Origin of the sequence: Ilumatobacter sp. (assembly GCF_046290335.1) — a bacterium.
In the GTDB taxonomy this organism is placed as follows: domain Bacteria; phylum Actinomycetota; class Acidimicrobiia; order Acidimicrobiales; family Ilumatobacteraceae; genus Ilumatobacter_A.
The window spans coordinates 176,278-196,448 of record NZ_JBKAGH010000005.1 but is presented as its reverse complement, the minus strand read 5'-3'; the positions used below and the strand labels follow the sequence as shown (position 1 = coordinate 196,448).

7 protein-coding genes are annotated in these 20,171 nt (G+C 65.3%); 5 read left to right on the top strand and 2 right to left on the bottom strand.

Annotated elements, in window-relative coordinates:
* Positions 1–57 precede the first annotated feature (57 nt).
* The 3 genes from ACE37B_RS18610 to ACE37B_RS18600 all read left to right on the top strand — a co-directional run bounded on the left by ACE37B_RS18610 (position 58) and on the right by ACE37B_RS18600 (position 6,993).
* Positions 58–2,487 (top strand): hypothetical protein, encoded by a 2,430-nt coding sequence (locus tag ACE37B_RS18610; protein ID WP_409924835.1) that lies wholly within the window; start codon positions 58–60, stop codon positions 2,485–2,487.
* 61 nt (positions 2,488–2,548) lie between these two features.
* Positions 2,549–4,705: an excinuclease ABC subunit UvrB gene (uvrB, locus tag ACE37B_RS18605; protein ID WP_409924834.1), complete on the top strand. Its 2,157-nt coding sequence runs from the start codon at positions 2,549–2,551 to the stop codon at positions 4,703–4,705.
* A 56-nt stretch (positions 4,706–4,761) separates the two neighbouring features.
* Positions 4,762–6,993 (top strand): putative bifunctional diguanylate cyclase/phosphodiesterase, encoded by a 2,232-nt coding sequence (locus ACE37B_RS18600; protein ID WP_409924833.1) that lies wholly within the window; start codon positions 4,762–4,764, stop codon positions 6,991–6,993.
* Positions 6,994–7,022: 29 nt separating this feature from the next.
* Here the strand turns inward: ACE37B_RS18600 and ACE37B_RS18595 are convergent, their stop codons facing one another.
* Both ACE37B_RS18595 and ACE37B_RS18590 read right to left on the bottom strand, forming a co-directional pair.
* On the bottom strand, positions 7,023–10,742 hold the full coding sequence (locus tag ACE37B_RS18595; RefSeq protein WP_409924832.1) for an HYR domain-containing protein: 3,720 nt from the start codon (positions 10,740–10,742) through the stop codon (positions 7,023–7,025).
* 325 nt (positions 10,743–11,067) lie between these two features.
* Positions 11,068–15,669: an HYR domain-containing protein gene (locus ACE37B_RS18590; RefSeq protein WP_409924831.1), complete on the bottom strand. Its 4,602-nt coding sequence runs from the start codon at positions 15,667–15,669 to the stop codon at positions 11,068–11,070.
* A 303-nt stretch (positions 15,670–15,972) separates the two neighbouring features.
* Here ACE37B_RS18590 and ACE37B_RS18585 point away from each other — a divergent pair, with 303 nt between their 5' ends.
* A complete protein-coding gene (locus ACE37B_RS18585; protein ID WP_409924830.1) occupies positions 15,973–17,085 on the top strand; it encodes an LOG family protein in 1,113 nt (370 codons plus the stop codon).
* Positions 17,086–17,214: 129 nt separating this feature from the next.
* Positions 17,215–20,163 carry an excinuclease ABC subunit UvrA gene (gene uvrA / locus ACE37B_RS18580; protein WP_409924829.1) on the top strand — a complete coding sequence of 983 codons (2,949 nt, stop codon included), beginning with the start codon at positions 17,215–17,217 and terminating at the stop codon, positions 20,161–20,163.
* Positions 20,164–20,171 lie beyond the last annotated feature (8 nt).

The following is a 20,171-nucleotide window of genomic DNA, read 5'->3' as shown; positions in this document are numbered from 1 at the left end:
TCACTTCGGAGGACGGGTAGTCGTCGGCTACGAAGCCGGACGCTGATTGGGGTCGCGATGGCGCTCTCGTTGGCCATTCCGGGCGCGGCAGACGCGGAGTGGGACTTCACCTACGGTGACGGCGGTCCAACGGATTTCTCCCAGTTCAATGAGGTCGTGACGACCGCTGACGGAGGGGCGGTCATCTTCGGCGTCTTCTCCGGACAGTTCGAAGGCATCGATGTCGGGCTCACCTTTGCATCGTTCGTGCAATATCGAGACGCCGCAGGTGCGGTGGTGTGGACAGCGCCACTCCCCGGAGAAGTCGGCTGCGATGATCCTGAGGAGTCGGACTCTGCCATCGACGTCACGGGAGTTGCGTACTTCCTGTGCCGCAACGACCTGAACCCTGATGATCCGGTGCCGAACTCCTTCGATCTCGTGTCAGCGGACGTCGACGGCGTCATCGCAGTGAAGCGGTTCGTCGGAGCAGCGGAGGTTCGCTCTGACGTCGGTTCTCCCTCTGGACTTCTGGCCGCGCCCGGAGGCGGGGTGAGGTTGGTTGCCCCAACAAGGGTCTTTCGCAGTCCGGGCGGAGGCGACCCGATTCGAGCGGATGACATGACCCTCGCGGAGTTCGACGCCGAACTCGGTGAGGCGTGGTCGGTCGACATGCCAGAAGAGTTCGCCGATCCATTTCTTCGCGGACCGTTGCTCAGCGTTGCGTCTGGTCAGCAGGGCGCGACGTGGGTCGGTGGATATCTGCCCAAACCCATCTCGTTCGTCGATGAAGCGATAGGTCTCGTGCGAGTCGACGAGGGCGGTGCGAGCCAGACGACGATCCGGCACTTCGGCTACGGCTGTGGCGCCAAGCTGCTCGTCAGCAATGGGACCGTCGTCGACGTCATCCGCTCGGCGCCGGACGAGTTGTGGGTGTACACCTGCGAGGATGTCTCCAGCTCGCCAGACCTACTGGTCGAGCGGCGATTGATCCTCTCCCTCGATCCCGCCGACGGCCGCATTCTGGGTGAGGTGGCGTTCCCCGATGCACGACAGGATCCGGAGCTCAACGCGGCGCTCGAGTCGTACCTGTTGGAGTTCGACCAGACGGGCTCGGTCGCCTCGGTGCAAGGCGGAGACGTTCTCTGGCGTGTGGTCGGGGCGCTCGGGGAAACCACGTGGGAACGGATTGACCTGGGCCTCGAAGAAATGGGATCGATTCCTGCGTCGACTGAGTCCATCGGCGATGGCGATGTCGTGGTCGTGGGCGGTGCAGGTGACGTAGAGCTCTCCCAGAAATCGACGCTGATCGGCATGGAGCCGTTGTCGACACGGCGTAGCGCGTTCATCACTCGACGCCAGCTGCCAGCGTTGAGCAGTCTCGCACCCGCGCGACTGCTCGACTCTCGCAAGGGTGAGGTGACCGTCGATGGGGTCGCTCAGGCGATCGGTCGACGGCCGGCCGGATCGGTGACGCCGCTGCGTGTTCGTGACCGGGCGGGAGTGCCCGACGCTGCGGAGTCGGTGATCATCAACGTCACGGCGGTACGGCCCGACCGCAATGGGTACATCACGGTGTACCCCTGTGGGGCGGAGCCGCCGTTGACGTCTTCGCTCAACTATCGAGCTGGTCAGGCCAAGGGCAACAACGTAGTCAGTCGGATCGGTACGAATGACTCGGTGTGCCTGTTCACGTCGGCTGCCGTCGACCTGGTCGTGGACGTCGGTGGATACCTGTGGCCGGATGCCGGATTCGGTTCCGTCGTGCCGGGTCGTCTGCTCGACACGCGAGCTGCGGGCGAGACGGTCGACGGGCGGCAGGAAGCCGTCGGGAGGCTCGCGAGCGGCGACGTCCTTCGCGTGGCCATCGAGGATCGCGCCGGAGTCGATCCCGAGGCAGCGACGGTGGTGCTCAACGTCACAGCGATCCGACCGGAGCGGCGCGGATACCTGACCGTCTGGCCTTGCGATTCCGATCAGCCCACGGCCTCGTCGCTCAATTTCGGAGCGGGCGAGACCGTCGGAAACAACGTGATCAGCAAGATCAGTGGTACCGGAGAAGTGTGCATATTCACGTCCGCCGCGACCGACCTGAGCGTGGATGTATCTGGACACTTCGCTTCCGACTCGGGATTCCAATCGATCGTTCCCGCTCGTATCTACGAGACGCGTCGAGGTGAGACGACGGTGGACGGTGCAGCGGCCACCGAGGCCCCGATGAATCCGGCTGTCAATCAGGTGATCCATATCGGGGACCGCGCAGGAGTCGGCGGCAATCCGAACCTTGCGGTGCTGAACATGACCGCGGTGAACCCGCAACAGAGCGGATTCGTGACGGTCTGGGCGTGCGTGGGCGATTTCGAGGAACCACCGTTGACGTCGGCATTGAACTTCTCCGCGGGCCAGACCGCTGGCAACAACGTGATCACGAGGGTCTCCAACGGCCGAGTGTGCGTCCGAAGCTCGGCGACGACCGATCTCGTCGTCGATGTCGCCGGGTACATGTAGCTGGCAGCTTGTCGAGCGCCGGCTGCTGCGAACGAATGTTCGTGTCAGGTAGAATGCTGCGATGACTGACATCGTCGACGCGGAGGAGCTGACCGACGCACCGGCAGCCGGCGGCCGCAAGATCGAGCAGGATCTGTCGCTGCTGACCGCAGGCCGTGAGGGCGACGTCCAGGCCGAGAACTACAGCGCCGACGGTGACCAGGTGTTCAAGGTCGTGTCCGACTTCGAGCCGGCCGGCCATCAGCCGCAGGCGATCGAGGCGTTGGCCTCGGGGGTCCAGGCGGGGGAGCGGTTCCAGACGTTGCTGGGCATCACCGGGTCGGGCAAGTCGGCGACGATCGCGTGGACGATCGAGAAGACGCAACGTCCGACGCTGATCCTCGCGCCGAACAAGTCGCTCGCCGCGCAACTCGCTCAGGAGATGCGGGAGTTCTTCCCGAACAACCGAGTCGAGTACTTCGTCTCCTACTACGACTACTACCAGCCCGAGGCCTACATCCCGTCGAGCGACACCTACATCGAGAAGGACTCGTCGGTCAACGACGAGATCGACCGTTTGCGGCACTCGGCCACCGCCGCGCTGCTGACCCGTCGTGACACGATCGTCGTGGCGTCGGTGTCATGCATCTACGGCATGGGCAACCCGGAGGAGTACCGGGGGCATCTGCTCGACCTCAACGTCGGCGTCGACTACGACATGCGGTCGATCCTGCGGCGGCTCGTCGACATGCAATACGACCGCAACGACATGACCCTCGGGCGCGGCAACTTCCGGGTGCGTGGTGACACGATCGAGATCCATCCGGCGTACGAGGAGAACGTGCTGCGTGTCGAGATGTTCGGCGACACGATCGAGCGGATCACGACCATCGACCCGCTCACCGGCGAGCAGCTCCGCGAGTTGCCGCGGGCGTATCTCTTTCCGGCGACGCACTACGCGACGAGCGCGGAGCGACTCCAGACAGCGATGGGCAAGATCGAGCACGAATTGCAGGTACGGCTCAAGGAGTTCGAGGAGCAGGGCAAGCTGCTCGAGGCGCAGCGGCTCCGGATGCGAACGCAGTACGACCTCGAGATGATGAGCGAGGTCGGCTACTGCAACGGCATCGAGAACTACTCGATGCACATGGATGGCCGCGAGTATGGCGAGCCGCCATTCACGTTGCTCGACTACTTCCCCGACGACTTCTTGCTCGTCGTCGACGAGAGCCACGTGGCGGTCCCGCAGCTGCACGGTCAGTACGCCGGTGACCGCAGCCGTAAAGACATGCTGGTCGAGCACGGGTTTCGTCTGCCGTCGGCGCGTGACAACCGGCCGCTCACCTTCGAAGAGGTACTCGAACGGATCAATCAGGGCATCTTCTTGTCGGCCACGCCGTCGGCGTACGAGTTGCGTGTGTCGAGCCAGGTCGTCGAGCAGGTGATCCGTCCGACCGGTCTCATCGATCCCGAGGTCATCGTCAAACCGACGAAGGGGCAGATCGACGACCTGATGGAGATGGTCAACGGGCGCATCGTGAACGGCGAGCGAGTGCTGGTCACCACGCTGACGAAGAAGATGGCCGAAGATCTCACCGATTACCTGCTCGAGCAGGGCTTGCGCGTCCGGTATCTGCACTCCAACATCGACACGATCCAGCGCATCGAGATCTTGCGGGGCCTGCGTCTCGGCGAATTCGACGTGCTCGTCGGCATCAACCTGCTGCGAGAGGGGCTCGACCTACCGGAGGTGTCACTCGTCTGCATTCTCGACGCCGACAAGGAAGGGTTCTTGCGGTCCGAGACCTCGCTCATCCAGATGATCGGTCGCGCCGCTCGCAATGTCGCCGGGCAGGTCGTGATGTATGCCGACAAGATGACCGATTCGATGACGGCAGCCATTTCCGAGACGCAGCGACGGCGCGATCTGCAGTTGGCGTACAACGCCGAGCACGGCATCGATCCGCAGACGATCCGCAAGGCGGTCGGCGACATCTTGTCGATGCTGCGTGGCCCTGACGGCGGTGCACCGGTTCCGGGCAAGGATCGTCGTCGTCAACGCGAGCGTGACAAGGTGCAGCAGGAACTCAAGAACCTGCCGCAGCAGGAGTTGCAGCGTCTCATCCAGACGTTGGAGGAGGAGATGCACACCGCCTCCGCCGATCTCAAGTTCGAGTACGCGGCGAAGCTGCGTGACGAGATCCGCGACCTGCGCCGCGAGATCACCGACGCCGGCTGATCGGCGTCTCCAGATCGGGCTTCAAGCCCTGTGCGTGACGTGCCGATGGACTTCCGATGGACACGAGTACGTCGGAGATCGGTGCGCGCACCCAATTGTCGCGCTCGCCAGGTGTCTTCGAGGCTGGTACCGGCGAGGACCGCGTCGTCACGACCACGGTGAGCCCGACGGACAGTCTGGTCGTGGCTCGGATGATGGCGGTGCTCGCCTTCGCGGCGCTCGCACTCGTGTTCGGTGACCGGCCGTCTGCGTACGGCGTCGCAGCGATTGCCTGCTTGGTCGCCGTTGCGCAGCCGTTGCTGGCGGCGGCGTGGCGTATCGGTGACTCGTTCCGACACGCTCAGGTCTTGTTGGACATCTTGGCGTTCGTGGCGTTCCTCGTCGTGGCGCCCGGGTACTACATGGTGTGCGTGCTGATCTTGGCGGCAGTGATCTCCAACTATGCCGTGCTCGCGCCGAACCGGTATTACCTGCCAGCGGCCGGACTCGCGACGATCGGCGTCGGGGTGCTCGGCGGTGTCGGCGGACACGAGGAGTACGTTCGCGTCACCGCGATCGTCGCTCTGTTGCTGTTCGGTTTCGGCTTCACGGGGTACCGGATGCGGTCGTCGATGCTGTCGGCTCGGGGTGACCTGCTGCTTGCGATCGGCGCGGCTGGTGGACTTGCGCATCTCACCGACCTGTCACGGGGCATCGTCGACGTGGTCGGCGACACCGACAGCGTCGTCGGTTGGCCGCGTGACGTGTGGTTGTCGATCGATCACCGCCGCCTCATCCATCCTGACGACATCGAGGGCTACTGGATGACGGATGACAAGGCGGTGGTCGGCACGGTGATCGACCGTACGGCACGGATCAGGACGGGCGAAGGGCGTTGGATCTGGCTGCGCGACGTGTCGAGAGTGGTGATGCACGGAAATCGGATACATCTCCGCGGTTTCAGTATCGACGTCACCGCACAGCAGGCGGGTCTCCACAAGGTCACGGCCGAAGCGTCGACCGACTCGTTGACCGGGTTGCGCAACCGTCGCTGGCTGCTGGCCGAACTCGGCCTGCGCGAGCACGAGGTCGGGCACTACCTGATCGTGATGGATCTGAACCGGTTCAAGGAGGTCAACGACACGCTCGGTCATGAAGCGGGCGACGATTTGCTCGAGGTCGTGGCCGAACGGCTCACGGCGTGCTTGCGCCCCGGCGACGTATTGGCCCGGCTGGGCGGCGACGAGTTCGCCGTGATCCTGGACGGAATGAGCGATCCGACCGATGTCGTCGCTGCGGTCGACCGCTTCGCGCTCGAGGTGTCACGACCGGTCGAGGTCAGCGGTGTGACGCTGACGACCTCGATCTCGGCGGGGATCGCGCAGGCGGTCGTCGGTGCGACCGACGGCTCGACGATGCTGCGACACGCCGACATTGCGATGTACCGAGCGAAGCGCCTCGGTCAGATCTCTACGGTCTTCGATCGGGAGATGGGTCGTGAGTTCGCTCGTCAGACGGCGTTGTCGGCGGCGCTGCCCGACGCCTTGGCCACGGGGGCGTTGGGTCTGCACTATCAGCCGATCGTGGATCTGGCAAACGGTTCGATCGTCGGTGTCGAGGGCTTGGCGCGATGGAACCATGACACCTTCGGCCTGCTCCGGCCAGCAGCGTTCCTCGACGTCGTCCTGATGTCGGAGCGTGCCGGTGACTTCACGCGAGCGATGGTCTGCGATGCGATCGGCGCCGCTCGCCGGCTGAGCGATGCCGGATTCGAGATGTCGGTCTCTGTGAACCTCCCGATCCGAGCCCTCGAAGACCGGGATTTCGAACGGTGGTTTCTGCGCGAATGTGAGGCCGCCGACGTTCGACCTGCGCAATTGGTGTTCGAGATCGCCGAACAGGACATTCACGACACCGCATCGATCACCCAGGCGATCGACCGCTTGTCGGCGCTCGGCGTGACGATCTCCGTCGACGACTTCGGTTCGGGCCACGCGACCTTCGAGCGACTGCGTTGGCGCAACGTCGATCAACTGAAGCTCGACAGCGACGTGTTGCGGGATGCGACCAACGACCCGCGCGAACGCGAGATCCTCCGGTCCGTGCTGGCGCTCGCCGATCGGCTCGGCTACACGGTCGTCGCCGAAGGACTCGAGACCGACGAGCAACTCGACTTACTCCGCGAGTTCGGCTGCCCGTTGGCGCAGGGGTATCTGCTGGCGGCCGCGATGCCCTTCGACGATCTCATCGCGATGCTGGGTTCCCCGAGCGCGATTCAGCGGGTCGACGAGGGTTCGTCGACCCGCTGAATCGGTTGTTCAGTGTGTGTTGATGTTGCTCAGGTCGCGTCGTCGACGCTGGTGTTCACGTAGCCGAGCACGTCGAGGGTGAGGTGGGTCGGCGTCGACGTGTACACGCACACGGTGCCGTCGTCGGAGAGGTCGACGAGTGTGGCGTTGGAGATGTTGACGCCGGCGGTGTAGTTGATCGACGCCGCGAGTGGCACGTCGTCGGTGCACGGGTAGAGCGTCGCGAACCCGACTCCGAGCGGCTGGACGGCCGCCAGGTTGAGTATCACCGAGTCGGCGGTCGCCGGTACACCTGCGCGTCCGGCGATCTGCACCTCGAGGAACGAGTCGGTCATCGAGATGCCGGCTCCTTCTTCTTCGCCGTCGATGGTTGCCTTGTCGTCGCCCTGGCGGGTTTCGAGCAGGCGGGCGGGTTCGACCGTTCCGACGTCGGTGCCCGGTGGGGCGAAGCCGACCACGTCGAGGGTGACGTGGGTGGTCGACGAGGCGTACACGCACAGCGAGCCGGTGGCCGAGAGCTCGACCATCGTGGCGTTGGAGATGTTCGTGCCGGGCGTGTAGTTCAGCGACGCTGCCAGCGGGACCTCATCGGTGCAGGGGTACAGCGTGAGGAAGCCGTTGGCTGTGGGTTGGACCGCGGCGACGTTGACCATCGCGGCGACGGCTCCGTCGGGCACGTTGTCGCGTCCGGTGATCTGGACCTCGACGAAGGTGTCGCCGGTGACGACGCCGTCACCCTGCGCCTCGCCGTCGATGGTGATGAGGCCGTCGACGTCGCGGGTTTCGAGGAATCGGGCCGGTTCGACGAGACCGAGTCGGCTCTCTGCTGGCAGGTAGCCGACGACGTCGATGGTGTAGTCGGCCACGTTGGAGGTGTACAGGCACACGTCGCCGTCGTCGGACAGGTCGACGAAGGTGGCGTTGGAGATGTTGACGCCTGCCTCGTAGTTGAGTGAGGCGGCCGTCGGGATCTCGTCGGTGCACGGGTACAGCGTGACGAAGCCCGCTGCGTCGGGCTGGATGGCCGCCACGTTGAGTACGGCGCCGATCGCGTCGGCGGGCACGCCGCCACGTCCAGCGATCGGCACATCGAGGAACGTGTCGGCGCTGCTGCGCCCGACCCCGACTTCTTCGCCGTCGATGGTGGTCAGGTTCTCGCCGGTGCGGGTCTCGAGAAGTCGAGCCGGGTCGATGGCGACGAGGTCGCTGGCCGCAGTCGCAGTCACGGTGACCGTGAAGGTGACCTCGGCGGTTTGGTCGCCGGAGTCGGTGGCCGTGCAGGTGACGGTGGTGTCACCGACCTCGAACGCGGTGCCCGATGCGGGATCGCACACCACGGTCGGCGGGTTCTCGGTGTCGTCGTCGGTCGCGACCGGCAGGTCGAATTCGACCACGACACCGGTTGCGCCCGGAGCCGTCGACACCGCGATGTCGTCCGGCACCGACTCGAACGACGGCGGCTCATCAGCGGCCGCGACGGCAAGGACGACGACGTTGAAGGTCACCTCGGCGGTCTGGTCGGCGGAGTCGGTCGCGGTACACGTAACTGTCGTGACGCCGATCGGGAAGGTGTCACCCGATGCGGGAACACAGTCCACCGTCGGTGTCGAGAGGTCGTCGGTGGCGGCGGGGAGGTCGAACGTGACGACCGCATCGCTCCCGCCTGGGGCGGTCTCGACCGTGACGTCGGCGGGTGCGACCGGGAAGACCGGCGGCTCGTCGATGTCGAAGTCGAAGGTCTCGGTGTTGCCAGCGGTCTTGAGGATGACGTTGTCGAGGTAGCCGCCGACGCCAGCATCGTTGATGCTGGTGTCACCGACGTTCAGCGACACGAACGACACGGTGCTTCCTGCCGGCATGCCAGCGACAGTGGTCGGGCAGGTGGCGCCGCCGCGGGGGACCACGATGGGTTCGTCGTCGGCAGCGAGTTCGATCGTCGTGAACGTCGTTGCGTTCAGGAGCGTGCCGCTCAAGTAGGCCGTGTTTGCCACCGCGTCGAAGCGGCAATCGTAGAACGACGTGCTGCCCGGCATGTTGGTGTAGAGGTTGATGTAGAACTGGTTCGACGAGGTGTCGGGCGTCGTGCCATCGAGGAGGACGTCGAAGCTGACCGACTCGAAGTCGGATGTCAGGACGTCGATGATGTGCGACGAGATGAACTTGTCGGCGTTCCCGTTGATGTCGTTGCCGATCGGGCCGACTTGGAGCGCACCAGCACCGATCGACGCGTTGTCGTCGTTGAAGTCGAACACGGTCGTGAAGCCGTCGTTGACGATGTCCCAACCGGTCGGGTCGTCTTCGTCCTCGACCACCTTGCGGATGGTCTCGACGCCGGTCTCGCCGGCCTCGGGGGCCTCGAAGTCGAACGTGGTGGTGTTGCCGCCGATCTCGATGACGACGTTGTCGTAGTAGCCGGACACGTCCTGGTCGCTGGGCGGCACGCTGGCCGAGGTGTCACCGACGCTGAGGGAGATGAACGAGATCGTGCTGCCTGCTGGCATCTCGCTCATCTTCTCGGGGCACAGCAGCGTGCCACCGCGTTCGCGGACGTTGTTCGCATCGTCCGTGGCGTTGTAGGTGATGGTCGTGAACAAGGTGTCGGACGCCGTGGGGGGCACGACGTCGAAGCGGCACTCGTAGAACGACGTGCTGCCGGGCAGGTTGGTGTAGATGTTGAGGTAGAACTCGTTCGCGTCGGCGGCTGGCGTCGGCGTGTCGACGAGGATGTCGTAGCTGATCGACTCGAATGCCGATGTCGGCTGGTTGATCCAGTACTCGGTGATGAGCTTGTCGGCCGCGCCCTTGATGGTGTTGGTCACCGGGCCGACGCGCAGTGCGCCGTTGCCGATCGACGCCTCGTCTTCGTTGAACTCGAACGGAGCGAGGTTGTTCACGTCGCGGCCGATGTCCCAGCCGCTCGACGGTTCGAACGCAGCGGCTTGCTCGGTCGTGGGGTTCTCGTCTTCGGTCACGACGATGGTTTCGACGATGCCGCTCGCCGCAGGCTCGGGTGCTTCGAAGTCGAAGATCTCGGTGTCGGCGCCGATCTCGATGACGACGTTGTCGAAGTAGCCGGCGACGTCCTGGTCGCTGGTCGAGGTGTCGCCGACGTTCAGCGACACGAACGACAGCACGCTGCCGGCGGGCATGCCACTGATGCTGGTCGGGCACGCATAGCCGTTGCGTGGGACGACGTTGAGCGAACCGTCGACCACGGTCGTATCGGCTGCGGCGAGGCTCACGGTTCGGAATGCGCCGGTCGGTGCCGTGGTCGGGACCACGTCGAACCGACAGTTGTAGAACGCGCTGTAGAGGGGGTCGCCCACCGGTGCGCTGGTGTAGATGTTGAGGTAGAACTCGTTGGCATCGGCCGCCGGGGTTGGCGTGTCGACGAGAACGTCGAAGCTGATCGAGGCGAACTCGGAGGTCTCCACGCCGATGACGTACTCGGAGATGAACTTGTCGGCCGGGCCCTTGAGGTCGTTGCCGATCGGGCCGACGCGAAGAGCGCCATCGCCGATCGACGACACACCGTCGACGAACTCGAACGGTGTGATGAAGCCACCGTCACGCCCGATGTTCCAGCCGCTCGATGGCTCAGCTGCTGCCACCTGTGCCGGCGTCGGATTCTCGTCGCTCGTGACGACCGTGGTCGTCGTCTCGGCGCTCACCGTCGGCGAGGCCGCCGTCGTGGTGATGATGGCTGCGACGGTGACCGCCACTGCGCAGAGTGCTCTGCGTCGTTTCATGTCCGCTCCCTGTTTTCGAACGCCGCCGTGGTGCTCGTTCGTGTCTGTCGTATGACAGTCACCGAGCGTGGCATAGAAACGCCACGAGTGCAAGTCCGTCCTGTCCATTCGACGACGAAATCACCGCGTCGGGGCGAACGGCCCGGCGTCTGTGTAGCGGTCCTCAAGAACGTTGACGACGCGCAGACGTATCGCTGCCATCGGCGCGCCATCGCATCGTGGCCGACGATCTCATCGTGATGCTGGGTTCCCCGAGCGCGATTCAGCGGGTCGACGAGGGTTCGTCGACCCGCTGAATCGGTTGTTCAGTGTGTGTTGATGTTGCTCAGGTCGCGTCGTCGACGCTGGTGTTCACGTAGCCGAGCACGTCGAGGGTGAGGTGGGTCGGCGTCGACGTGTACACGCACACGGTGCCGTCGTCGGAGAGGTCGACGAGTGTGGCGTTGGAGATGTTGACGCCGGCGGTGTAGTTGATCGACGCCGCGAGTGGCACGTCGTCGGTGCACGGGTAGAGCGTCGCGAACCCGACACCGGACGGCTGGACGGCCGCCAGGTTGAGGACCGCCGACTCGGCCGTCTCCGGCACGTTGCCGCGTCCCGCGATCGGGACCTCGATCGAGGTCCCTGCCGCCACGACGCCATCTCCGGCAGCCTCGCCATCGATGGTCACCTTGTCGTCACCCACGCGGGTTTCGAGCAGGCGCGCCGGGTCGAGGGTTCCGACGTCGGTGCCCGGTGGGGCGAAGCCGACCACGTCGAGGGTGACGTGGGTGGTCGACGAGGCGTACACGCACAGGGTCCCGGTGGCCGAGAGCTCGACCATCGTGGCGTTGGAGATGTTCGTGCCGGGCGTGTAGTTCAGCGACGCTGCCAGCGGGACCTCATCGGTGCAGGGGTACAGCGTGAGGAAGCCGTTGGCTGTGGGTTGGACCGCGGCGACGTTGACCATCGCGGCGACGGCTCCGTCGGGCACGTTGTCGCGTCCGGTGATCTGGACCTCGACGAAGGTGTCGCCGGTGACGACGCCGTCGCCCTCGGACTCGCCGTCGATGGTGATGAGGCCGTCGACGTCGCGGGTTTCGAGGAATCGGGCCGGTTCGACGAGACCGAGTCGGCTCTCTGCTGGCAGGTAGCCGACGACGTCGATGGTGTAGTCGGCCACGTTGGAGGTGTACAGGCACACGTCGCCGTCGTCGGACAGGTCGACGAAGGTGGCGTTGGAGATGTTGACGCCTGCCTCGTAGTTGAGTGAGGCGGCCGTCGGGATCTCGTCGGTGCACGGGTACAGCGTGACGAAGCCCGCTGCATCAGGCTGGATGGCCGCCACGTTGAGCACGGCGCCGATCGCGTCGGCGGGCACGCCGCCACGCCCGGCGATCGGCACGTCGAAGAACACGTTGGCGTTGCTTCGCCCGGCTCCGACCTGCTGGCCGTCGACGGTGGTGAGGCCCTCGCCGGCCCGCGTCTCGAGGAGTCGCGCCGGGTCGATGGCGACGAGGTCGCTGGCCGCAGTCGCAGTCACGGTGACCGTGAAGGTGACCTCGGCGGTTTGGTCGCCGGAGTCGGTGGCCGTGCAGGTGACGGTGGTGTCACCGACCTCGAATGCGGTGCCCGATGCGGGATCGCACACCACGGTCGGCGGGTTCTCGGTGTCGTCGTCGGTCGCGACCGGGAGGTCGAATTCGACCACGACACCGGTTTCGCCCGGAGCCGTCGACACCGCGATGTCGTCCGGCACCGACTCGAACGACGGCGGCTCATCAGCGGCCACCGGCACGATGTTGGTGTTGGTGACGCTGGCCGGGGCGCTCGGGGAGCCTTCGACCACGGTGACGGGCGAACCGACGATCTCGACGGTCCAGTCGGTGCCCGGATCGGTCTCGGTGACGACGTAGTCACCGGGGTAGAGATCGGTCCAGGTCAACGTCTCACCGTCGAAGTCGGCGAGCTGGCAGTCGGCGGTCGGATGGGTCGGGCCCTCGATGCAGATCTCGAAGGTCTGCGCCGGGTCGGGCTCGGTGTCGTTCCAGACGACGGTCTTGGTCACGTCGAGCGTGCCGGTGCCGGCGCAGTCGTCGAGGACGAGGTTGCCGGTGCCGGCGACGTCGTCGAGCCACGGGCAGACGACCACGTCGGGCGAGACGCTGTCGCCGGTGCCGGGGCCTTCGCCGCTCGGTCCGGAGGCGTCGCCCCACCAGTTCTCGACGGCGGAGACCGACGCCAGCGTCTCGTTGATCACGCCGCCTTCGTCGTTGCCGGTGATGTCGTTGCCGGTCACCGAGACGCTGGTCGGCGTCGCGTTGTCCTTGCCGGGCTCACCGAAGCGGATGCCCCGCTCGTTGCCGGTGATCTCGTTGCCCGTGATGGTCAGCCCATCGAGCGCTGCGGGATCGCCGGTGTAGCTCGGAGCATCGTCACGGGCCTTGACCATGATCGCTGCGCCGTTGGCGACGCCGAGACCGTTGCCCTCGAACGTCGAGTTGGTGATCGAGATGTTCTCGTAGGTTTCCTGACCTTTCAGGTTGATGTCGAAACCGGCGTTCCACTGGGCGTTGAAGAACGTCGTGTCGAGGCCGTTGTCGACGACGGTGACGTCGTCGAAGTTCGCGTCGGACAGCTTCTCGACGTAGATGCCCTTCGCCTGATTGCTGCTGAACGAGGTCGAGGTGACCTCGATGTTCGCGACGTTGCTCTCTCCCGGCGAGGCGGGCTCGTTGAGGGCCTTGGCGAAGTACCAGCCGTAGTCGAGCCGGTCGAACGCCGAGTCGGTGATGACCACGTCGGACAAACTCGCCTCGGTCGCGACGCTGAGACCCCGGGCGTTCTCGAACGCGGCGGTCGTGCTCGACCCGACGACCTTGACGTTGTCGAGTTCGACGAACTGCACGGTCGAGTCGGGTGTCGGCACGTCGATCCCGTGGACGGTGACCGGCTCGATACGCAGATCCTGGAGCAAGATCGGATCGGCCGCCGAGGCACCCGATCCGGTGAGCGTCACGATCGGGGCGTTCGTGTTCTTTCGCAGGATCGTGTTGACGGCGCCGTTCGGGCCGCTACCGGCGCCGATGATCCGGACGTGTTGGTCGACCGTGGTGTTGCCCTCGTAGACGCCGGGCAGCACGTTGATCGTGTCGCCCGGGTCGGCAGCGTCGACCGCAGCCTGGATCGTCATGTCGACGCCGCCGAGCGTGCCCACCCAGAACTCACCCGTGGCGATTTCGTTGACGTAGGAGTCGGCAGCGGCGGGGAGGCCGCCGGGGAAGGTGAGCAGAGCGGTCGCGAACGCGATCGCGTCGCTCCGGGTGACCTGGTAGAAGGTGAAGTTCTCTCCGCCCGCGCGGAACGTGTCGTTCTTCACCGTGTAGTCGAAGCCCTCGACGGTCAAGTTCGTGACCGGTGCCGGGTTCAGTGGGTCGGCGACGTTGGCCACCTGGACGTACACCTTGTTCGGCTCGCCGAAACTGTTGGTGCCCTGGATCGTGATGTTGTCGGACCCGGCGGGCCCGAAGAACTGACCGGAGGTGTAGAGGGCGATGCCGCCCCAGGGGTTGTTGTTGGTCGTGATGTTCTCGAAGAGGATGTCGTTCGAGTCGGTGGTGGAGAGGCCGTTCCCCGAGACGACGTCGTTGACTTCGACGTCACGGATGACTGCACCGTCGACACCGTTGAGGTCGACGCCGGTGCGGCGGCTGTTGTTGACCACCACGTCCTCGACGGTGATGTTCGAGATCCGCGTCGGCACGGGGCCGGCGATCTTGATGCCGTAGGCCGAGCTGAACGTCGGGTTGCCGGTCAGCGTGAAGCCGTCGAGCGACACATCGTTCGAACGCACGTCGATGCTGTAGTCGTTGAAGGCACTCGCGTCGATGGTCACGACGTCAGGCCCCGCTCCATCGAGCGTCAGCGCCTTGTTGATGTCGAGGGATTCGGGATAGGTCCCGGCTGCGACGAACACGGTGCCACCAGCGTCGACGCGGTCGATGCCGGCTTGGATGTCTTTGAGCGCGTCGGTCGGGCCGGTGCCACCGTTGGTGATGCTGCCTGCGGCGGCATCGACGTAACACTCCGTCGTGCAGGGCGCCGGTGAGCTCGACGAGAGTTCGACGTCGTCGACGAGAAAGCCAGCGCCTGCGGTGGCAGGAGCAGCGGCCCCGGCGACACGGAAGAGCATCGAGTCGACGGTGCGAGCGCCGGCTGGGACGGGATCGCAGCCATCGCGGAAGTAGTCCTCCCACGACGTCCCGGTGTGCGCCAGCACCCCATTGACGTACACGTCGACAACGTCGTTGCCCCTACCCTCTTCGAGTTCCATGACCACGCGGATCGTGTGGACCTGGTCGCGGGCAAGCCCATCGGCGACGTTGGCGAAGACAAAGGTGCCGTTGCACGTCGAATCGTCGGTGGAGTCCACGTAGTCGTAGAAGTTGACGTCGAGGCCATCCGGTGTGTCGGCCATCTGGACCCAGCTCATGCGAGCGCCGTCGCCGCGGTCGGGGCTGGCCACGACGGACAGACCGGGCTGTTCTGCCGCAGGAGTCGCAGAGGCGAACGACCATTCAGCCTCGAAGAACTTGTGGCTCGGCGCGCTGGACTCGCCGCCGCTCAAGGCCGTCGTCTCGCCGGCCGCTTCTGCCAATGGCTTGGAAAACGTCTGGTCACCGAACGATCCGCTGATGACCGCATTCGAGATGCGAAGGCTGCGTGAGCCGAGGGACGGGTGTGTGGCGCTCGCGTCGACCACTTCGACGTCGAACGGGCCGATCTTCTCCCAGCCGTCCTGTCCGTTCACGTTGCCGAGGGTGAAGCCCTCGAAGTCGGTCGTGTTGCTGTCGGCCGACACGATCGGTGTCGTGCTGGTGACCGTCGGTACGACGATCGCAGCTGCCGCCACGGCAATGGCCGCGGTCAACTTGGCGATCTTGTTCATGAGTCCTCTCCCCAGGGTGCGATCGGCGATGCCGCCGCGATCGTGATGGTGCCGACGACGCCCTTGGCCGTCGCGCAGAGTGCTCTGCGTCGAATCATTTCCGCTCCCATGTCTCCGAACGCCGCGGTGATGCTCGTTCGTGTCTGTCCACTGACAATCACCGAGCGTGGCACAGGAATGCCACGAGTGCAAGAGGCTCGGCAAATTCCGTCAGGAGGTGGTCAGAGGTCTGAGGAGTTCGGCCTCTGCGTATGGATTCGGTCAAGAGATGATATGGATCCTGAGCCTGCGTATCGTGCGGGAATGCAAGAGATCCATGACCTGGACGAATTCGATCGGCTGGTCGAATCGGCGCACCATCTCGATGGCGTGGTGGTGCAGGGCGTCGATCTGGTCGGCCGTTCCACCGTGCTGCGCTCCCTGTCGTGTGTCGGGGCGACCTTCCTGGGCTGTCACTACGCCGACGGCGATGTCGAGCGGCTCGTCGGTGGCGGAGCCGCCGTGTTCCCCCGGCTGCAGGCGATCCCGTTCGACCCGTATCGACCATCGCTGTACGCGCAAGGCGAACTCCTCCGTGGCTGGCGTCCCGGTGGCGACTTCGACACCGACGCGCTGGATTCGCGGATCTATCGGTGGGCGTCGATGCACCCGAAGGGGTCCGCGCTGCCCGTGCTCGACGCGTTGGCGCAACGTCTGCACGACCATGCCATCGACGATGCGCTCGGTGACCATCTCGCCGACCACCCGGAGGTGACGGCGGTCATGGGCGGCCACGCCATGCTGCGCACCGACGCGGCGTTCCGGTTCGTCGCCGAGCTCGGTCGGTCCATGACGCGCGAAGGCTGGCATGTCGCCACCGGGGGAGGGCCGGGGGCGATGGAAGCTGCGAATCTCGGTGCGTGGCTGGCGCCGTACGACGACGACGCGCTCGACGACGCGTTGACGATGCTCGCCGTCGAGCCCGACTATCGGCGTGCCGACGCCTACCTCACCGCCGGTGCGGCCGTGCTCGATCGCTATCCGGCGGGTGCGCAGAGCCTTGCGGTGCCGACCTGGTTCTACGGGCACGAGCCGACCAATCAGTTCGCCACCCACGTGGCGAAGTACTTCGCCAACTCGATCCGCGAAGACGGACTCCTCGCTATCGCGACTCGAGGGGTCGTGTTCGCCCCCGGCGCGGCCGGAACGACCCAGGAGGTGTTCCAGGACGCGACGCAGAATCACTACGCGGTGTTCGGCAACGCCAGCCCGATGGTGTTTCTCGACGCCGACTTCTGGAGGCAGACACTCCCTGCGGAACCGCTGCTGCGAACCCTTGCCGGCGACCGTCCGTATGCGTCGCTGATCGGCGTGGCCGACAGCGCCGCCGAAGCGATCGAGTTCCTGCTCGAGCACCCGCCGATCGTCGTCGACTGAACGGCGACCGGCCTGCGAGCGAGACGGCGGCCGAGACGTCGGTGACGCGAGAGAGCCGTCCGACCATGGGTGGTGCTGTGCCGAGATCCACCCGACCTGAACACATGTTCGCCGCTAGCATTCGCTGCGATGGCTCGAACGAACCCGCCAACGAGCGCCTCGACACCCGACGCCGACACCCCCGCACCCCGTTCGACGAAGCGACGCGCGCCGTCGACGAAGCGGCCCGCCGGGGAATCGCTCATCACGGTACGAGGGGCCCGCGAACACAATCTCAAGAACGTCAACGTCGAACTGCCGCGTGACAAGCTCGTCGTGTTCACCGGGCTCTCCGGTTCGGGAAAGTCGAGCCTGGCGTTCGACACGATCTACGCCGAAGGGCAGCGCCGCTACGTCGAATCGCTGAGCGCATATGCCCGCCAGTTCCTCGGGCAGATGGACAAGCCCGACGTCGACGTGATCGACGGGCTCTCGCCGGCGATCTCGATCGATCAGAAGTCGGCATCGCGCAACCCGCGATCCACCGTCGGCACGATCACCGAGGTCTACGACTACCTGCGTCTGCTCTACGCCCGCATCGGGATCCAGCACTGCCCCAACGACGGCACTCGACTGCAGCGCCAGACCCCGCAGCAGATCGTCGACCGCATCCTCGCGATGGACGAGGGAATGCGCTTCCAGGTGCTCGCCCCGGTCGTGCGCGGCCGCAAGGGCGAATACGACACGTTGCTCGCCGACCTGTCGGGACAGGGCTTCGTGCGCGCGGTGATCGACGGCGAGACGGTCGACATCGACGAGTTCTTGAAGCGTGACGAGCGTCTCGCCAAGTACGAGAACCACAAGATCGCGATCGTCGTCGACCGACTCGTACTCAAGGAGGGCCTCGAACGACGCCTCACCGACTCGTTGGAGCAGGCACTCACGCTCGCCGACGGGGTCGCCGAGATCGAGATCGTCAAGCGTGACGGTGACGGCGACAACGAGACGATGACGTTCTCGCAGCATCTCGCCTGCCCAGTGTGCGACAACAGCTACGACGAACCCGCCCCCCGCAACTTCTCCTTCAACTCGCCGTACGGAGCCTGTGCCACCTGTGACGGGCTCGGCACCACCTTCGAAGTCGATCCCGAACTGATCATCCCCGACGGAGAGGTGTCACTCGCCGACGGTGCGATCGCGCCGTGGAAGAGCGCACAGACCCAGTACTTCACCCGGATGCTCGAGTCGGTGGCCAACGCCAACGACATCGACCTCGACACGCCGTGGGACGAGCTCACCGCGAAGCAGCAGAAGCTGGTGCTCTATGGGGTCAAGGGCAAGATGACGGTCCAGTACAAGAACCGCTACGGGCGGTCGAGGTCGTATCAGACCGAGTACGAAGGTGTGATCCCGTGGCTGCGTCGCCGCCATGAAGGCAGCGACTCGGAGTGGGCTCGCGAGCAGTACGAGGGCTACATGCGCCTCGTCGCGTGCTCGGCCTGCAACGGTGCTCGTCTCAAGCCGGCAACGCTCGCCGTCACCATCAACGACAAGCACATCGCCGAGGTGTGCGACATGTCGATCGGCGAGTCGGCCAAGTTCCTCGCTGCGCTCGAACTCACCGAGCGCGAGCGACTCATCGCCGAGCGGGTCACCAAGGAGATCAACGCTCGGTTGGGGTTCCTGCTCGACGTCGGCCTCGACTACCTCACGATGTCGCGTTCGGCTGGCACGCTCGCCGGTGGTGAGGCGCAGCGAATCCGGCTCGCATCGCAGATCGGCTCCGGCCTCGTCGGCACGCTCTACGTGCTCGACGAACCCTCGATCGGGTTGCATCAACGCGACAACCAACGCTTGATCGACACGCTCACGCGCCTGCGCGATCTCGGCAACACCGTCATCGTCGTCGAACACGACGAAGACACGATCCGTGAATCGGATTGGATCGTCGACATCGGCCCCGGTGCCGGCGAACACGGTGGCGAGGTCGTCTACTCGGGCCCGGTCAAGGGCATCGAGAAGGTCAAGGAGTCGGTCACCGGTCAGTACCTGTCGGGTCGCAAGAGCATCCCGGTGCCACAGGTGCGTCGTTCGCAGAGCTTCGACTCGATCACCATCCGGGGCGCTCGCGAGCACAACCTGGCGAACATCGACGTCAACATCCCGCTCGGCAACTTCGTGTGCGTCACCGGCGTGTCTGGGTCGGGGAAGTCGTCGCTCATCCGTGACATCCTCCTGCCGGTGCTGATGACGAAGATCTACAAGTCGAAGATGCCGGCCGGCAAGCACAAGCGAATCGACGGGATCGAGCACCTCGACAAGGTGATCGACATGGACCAGTCGCCGATCGGCCGCACCCCGCGATCCAACCCGGCCACCTACACCGGTGTGTTCGACAAGATCCGCAAGCTCTTCGCGACGACCAACGAAGCGAAGGTGCGCGGCTATCAGCCCGGTCGTTTCTCGTTCAACGTGAAGGGCGGTCGCTGCGAAGCGTGCGCCGGCGACGGCACGATCAAGATCGAGATGCACTTCCTGCCCGACGTCTACGTGCCGTGCGAGGTGTGCAAGGGCGCCCGCTTCAACCGTGACACCCTCGACATCGAGTTCAAGGGCAAGAACATCGCCGACGTGCTCGACATGCCCGTGGCGGAGGCGGTCGACTTCTTCGCCAACCAGCCCGGGATCGCCCGCTACATGCAGACGTTGATGGATGTCGGACTCGGCTACGTCCGGCTCGGCCAGTCCGCGCCGACGCTGTCGGGTGGTGAGGCGCAACGCGTCAAGCTCGCCACGGAGTTGGCGAAACGTTCGACCGGCCACACCATCTACCTGCTCGACGAGCCGACCACCGGATTGCACTTCGACGACGTGCGCCGCCTGCTGACGGTGCTGCAGCGCCTCGTCGATCAGGGCAACACCGTGCTCGTGATCGAGCACAGTCTCGACGTGATCAAGACCGCCGACTGGATCATCGACCTCGGCCCGAACGGCGGCTCCGGCGGCGGCACGATCGTCGCCGAGGGACCGCCGGAACACGTCGCCACCGTTCCGGGCAGCCACACCGGTCACTTCCTGCGCCAACTCCTCCCGAGCTGACCTGGCAT

Coding starts and splice junctions, on each gene's coding strand:
- ACE37B_RS18585 (WP_409924830.1), top strand. CDS start 15,973: ATGCAAGAGATCCATGACCTGGACGAATTCGATCGGCTGGTCGAATCG.
- ACE37B_RS18600 (WP_409924833.1), top strand. CDS start 4,762: ATGGACACGAGTACGTCGGAGATCGGTGCGCGCACCCAATTGTCGCGC.
- ACE37B_RS18610 (WP_409924835.1), top strand. CDS start 58: ATGGCGCTCTCGTTGGCCATTCCGGGCGCGGCAGACGCGGAGTGGGAC.
- ACE37B_RS18595 (WP_409924832.1), bottom strand. CDS start 10,742: ATGAAACGACGCAGAGCACTCTGCGCAGTGGCGGTCACCGTCGCAGCC.
- uvrA (WP_409924829.1), top strand. CDS start 17,215: ATGGCTCGAACGAACCCGCCAACGAGCGCCTCGACACCCGACGCCGAC.
- ACE37B_RS18590 (WP_409924831.1), bottom strand. CDS start 15,669: ATGAACAAGATCGCCAAGTTGACCGCGGCCATTGCCGTGGCGGCAGCT.
- uvrB (WP_409924834.1), top strand. CDS start 2,549: ATGACTGACATCGTCGACGCGGAGGAGCTGACCGACGCACCGGCAGCC.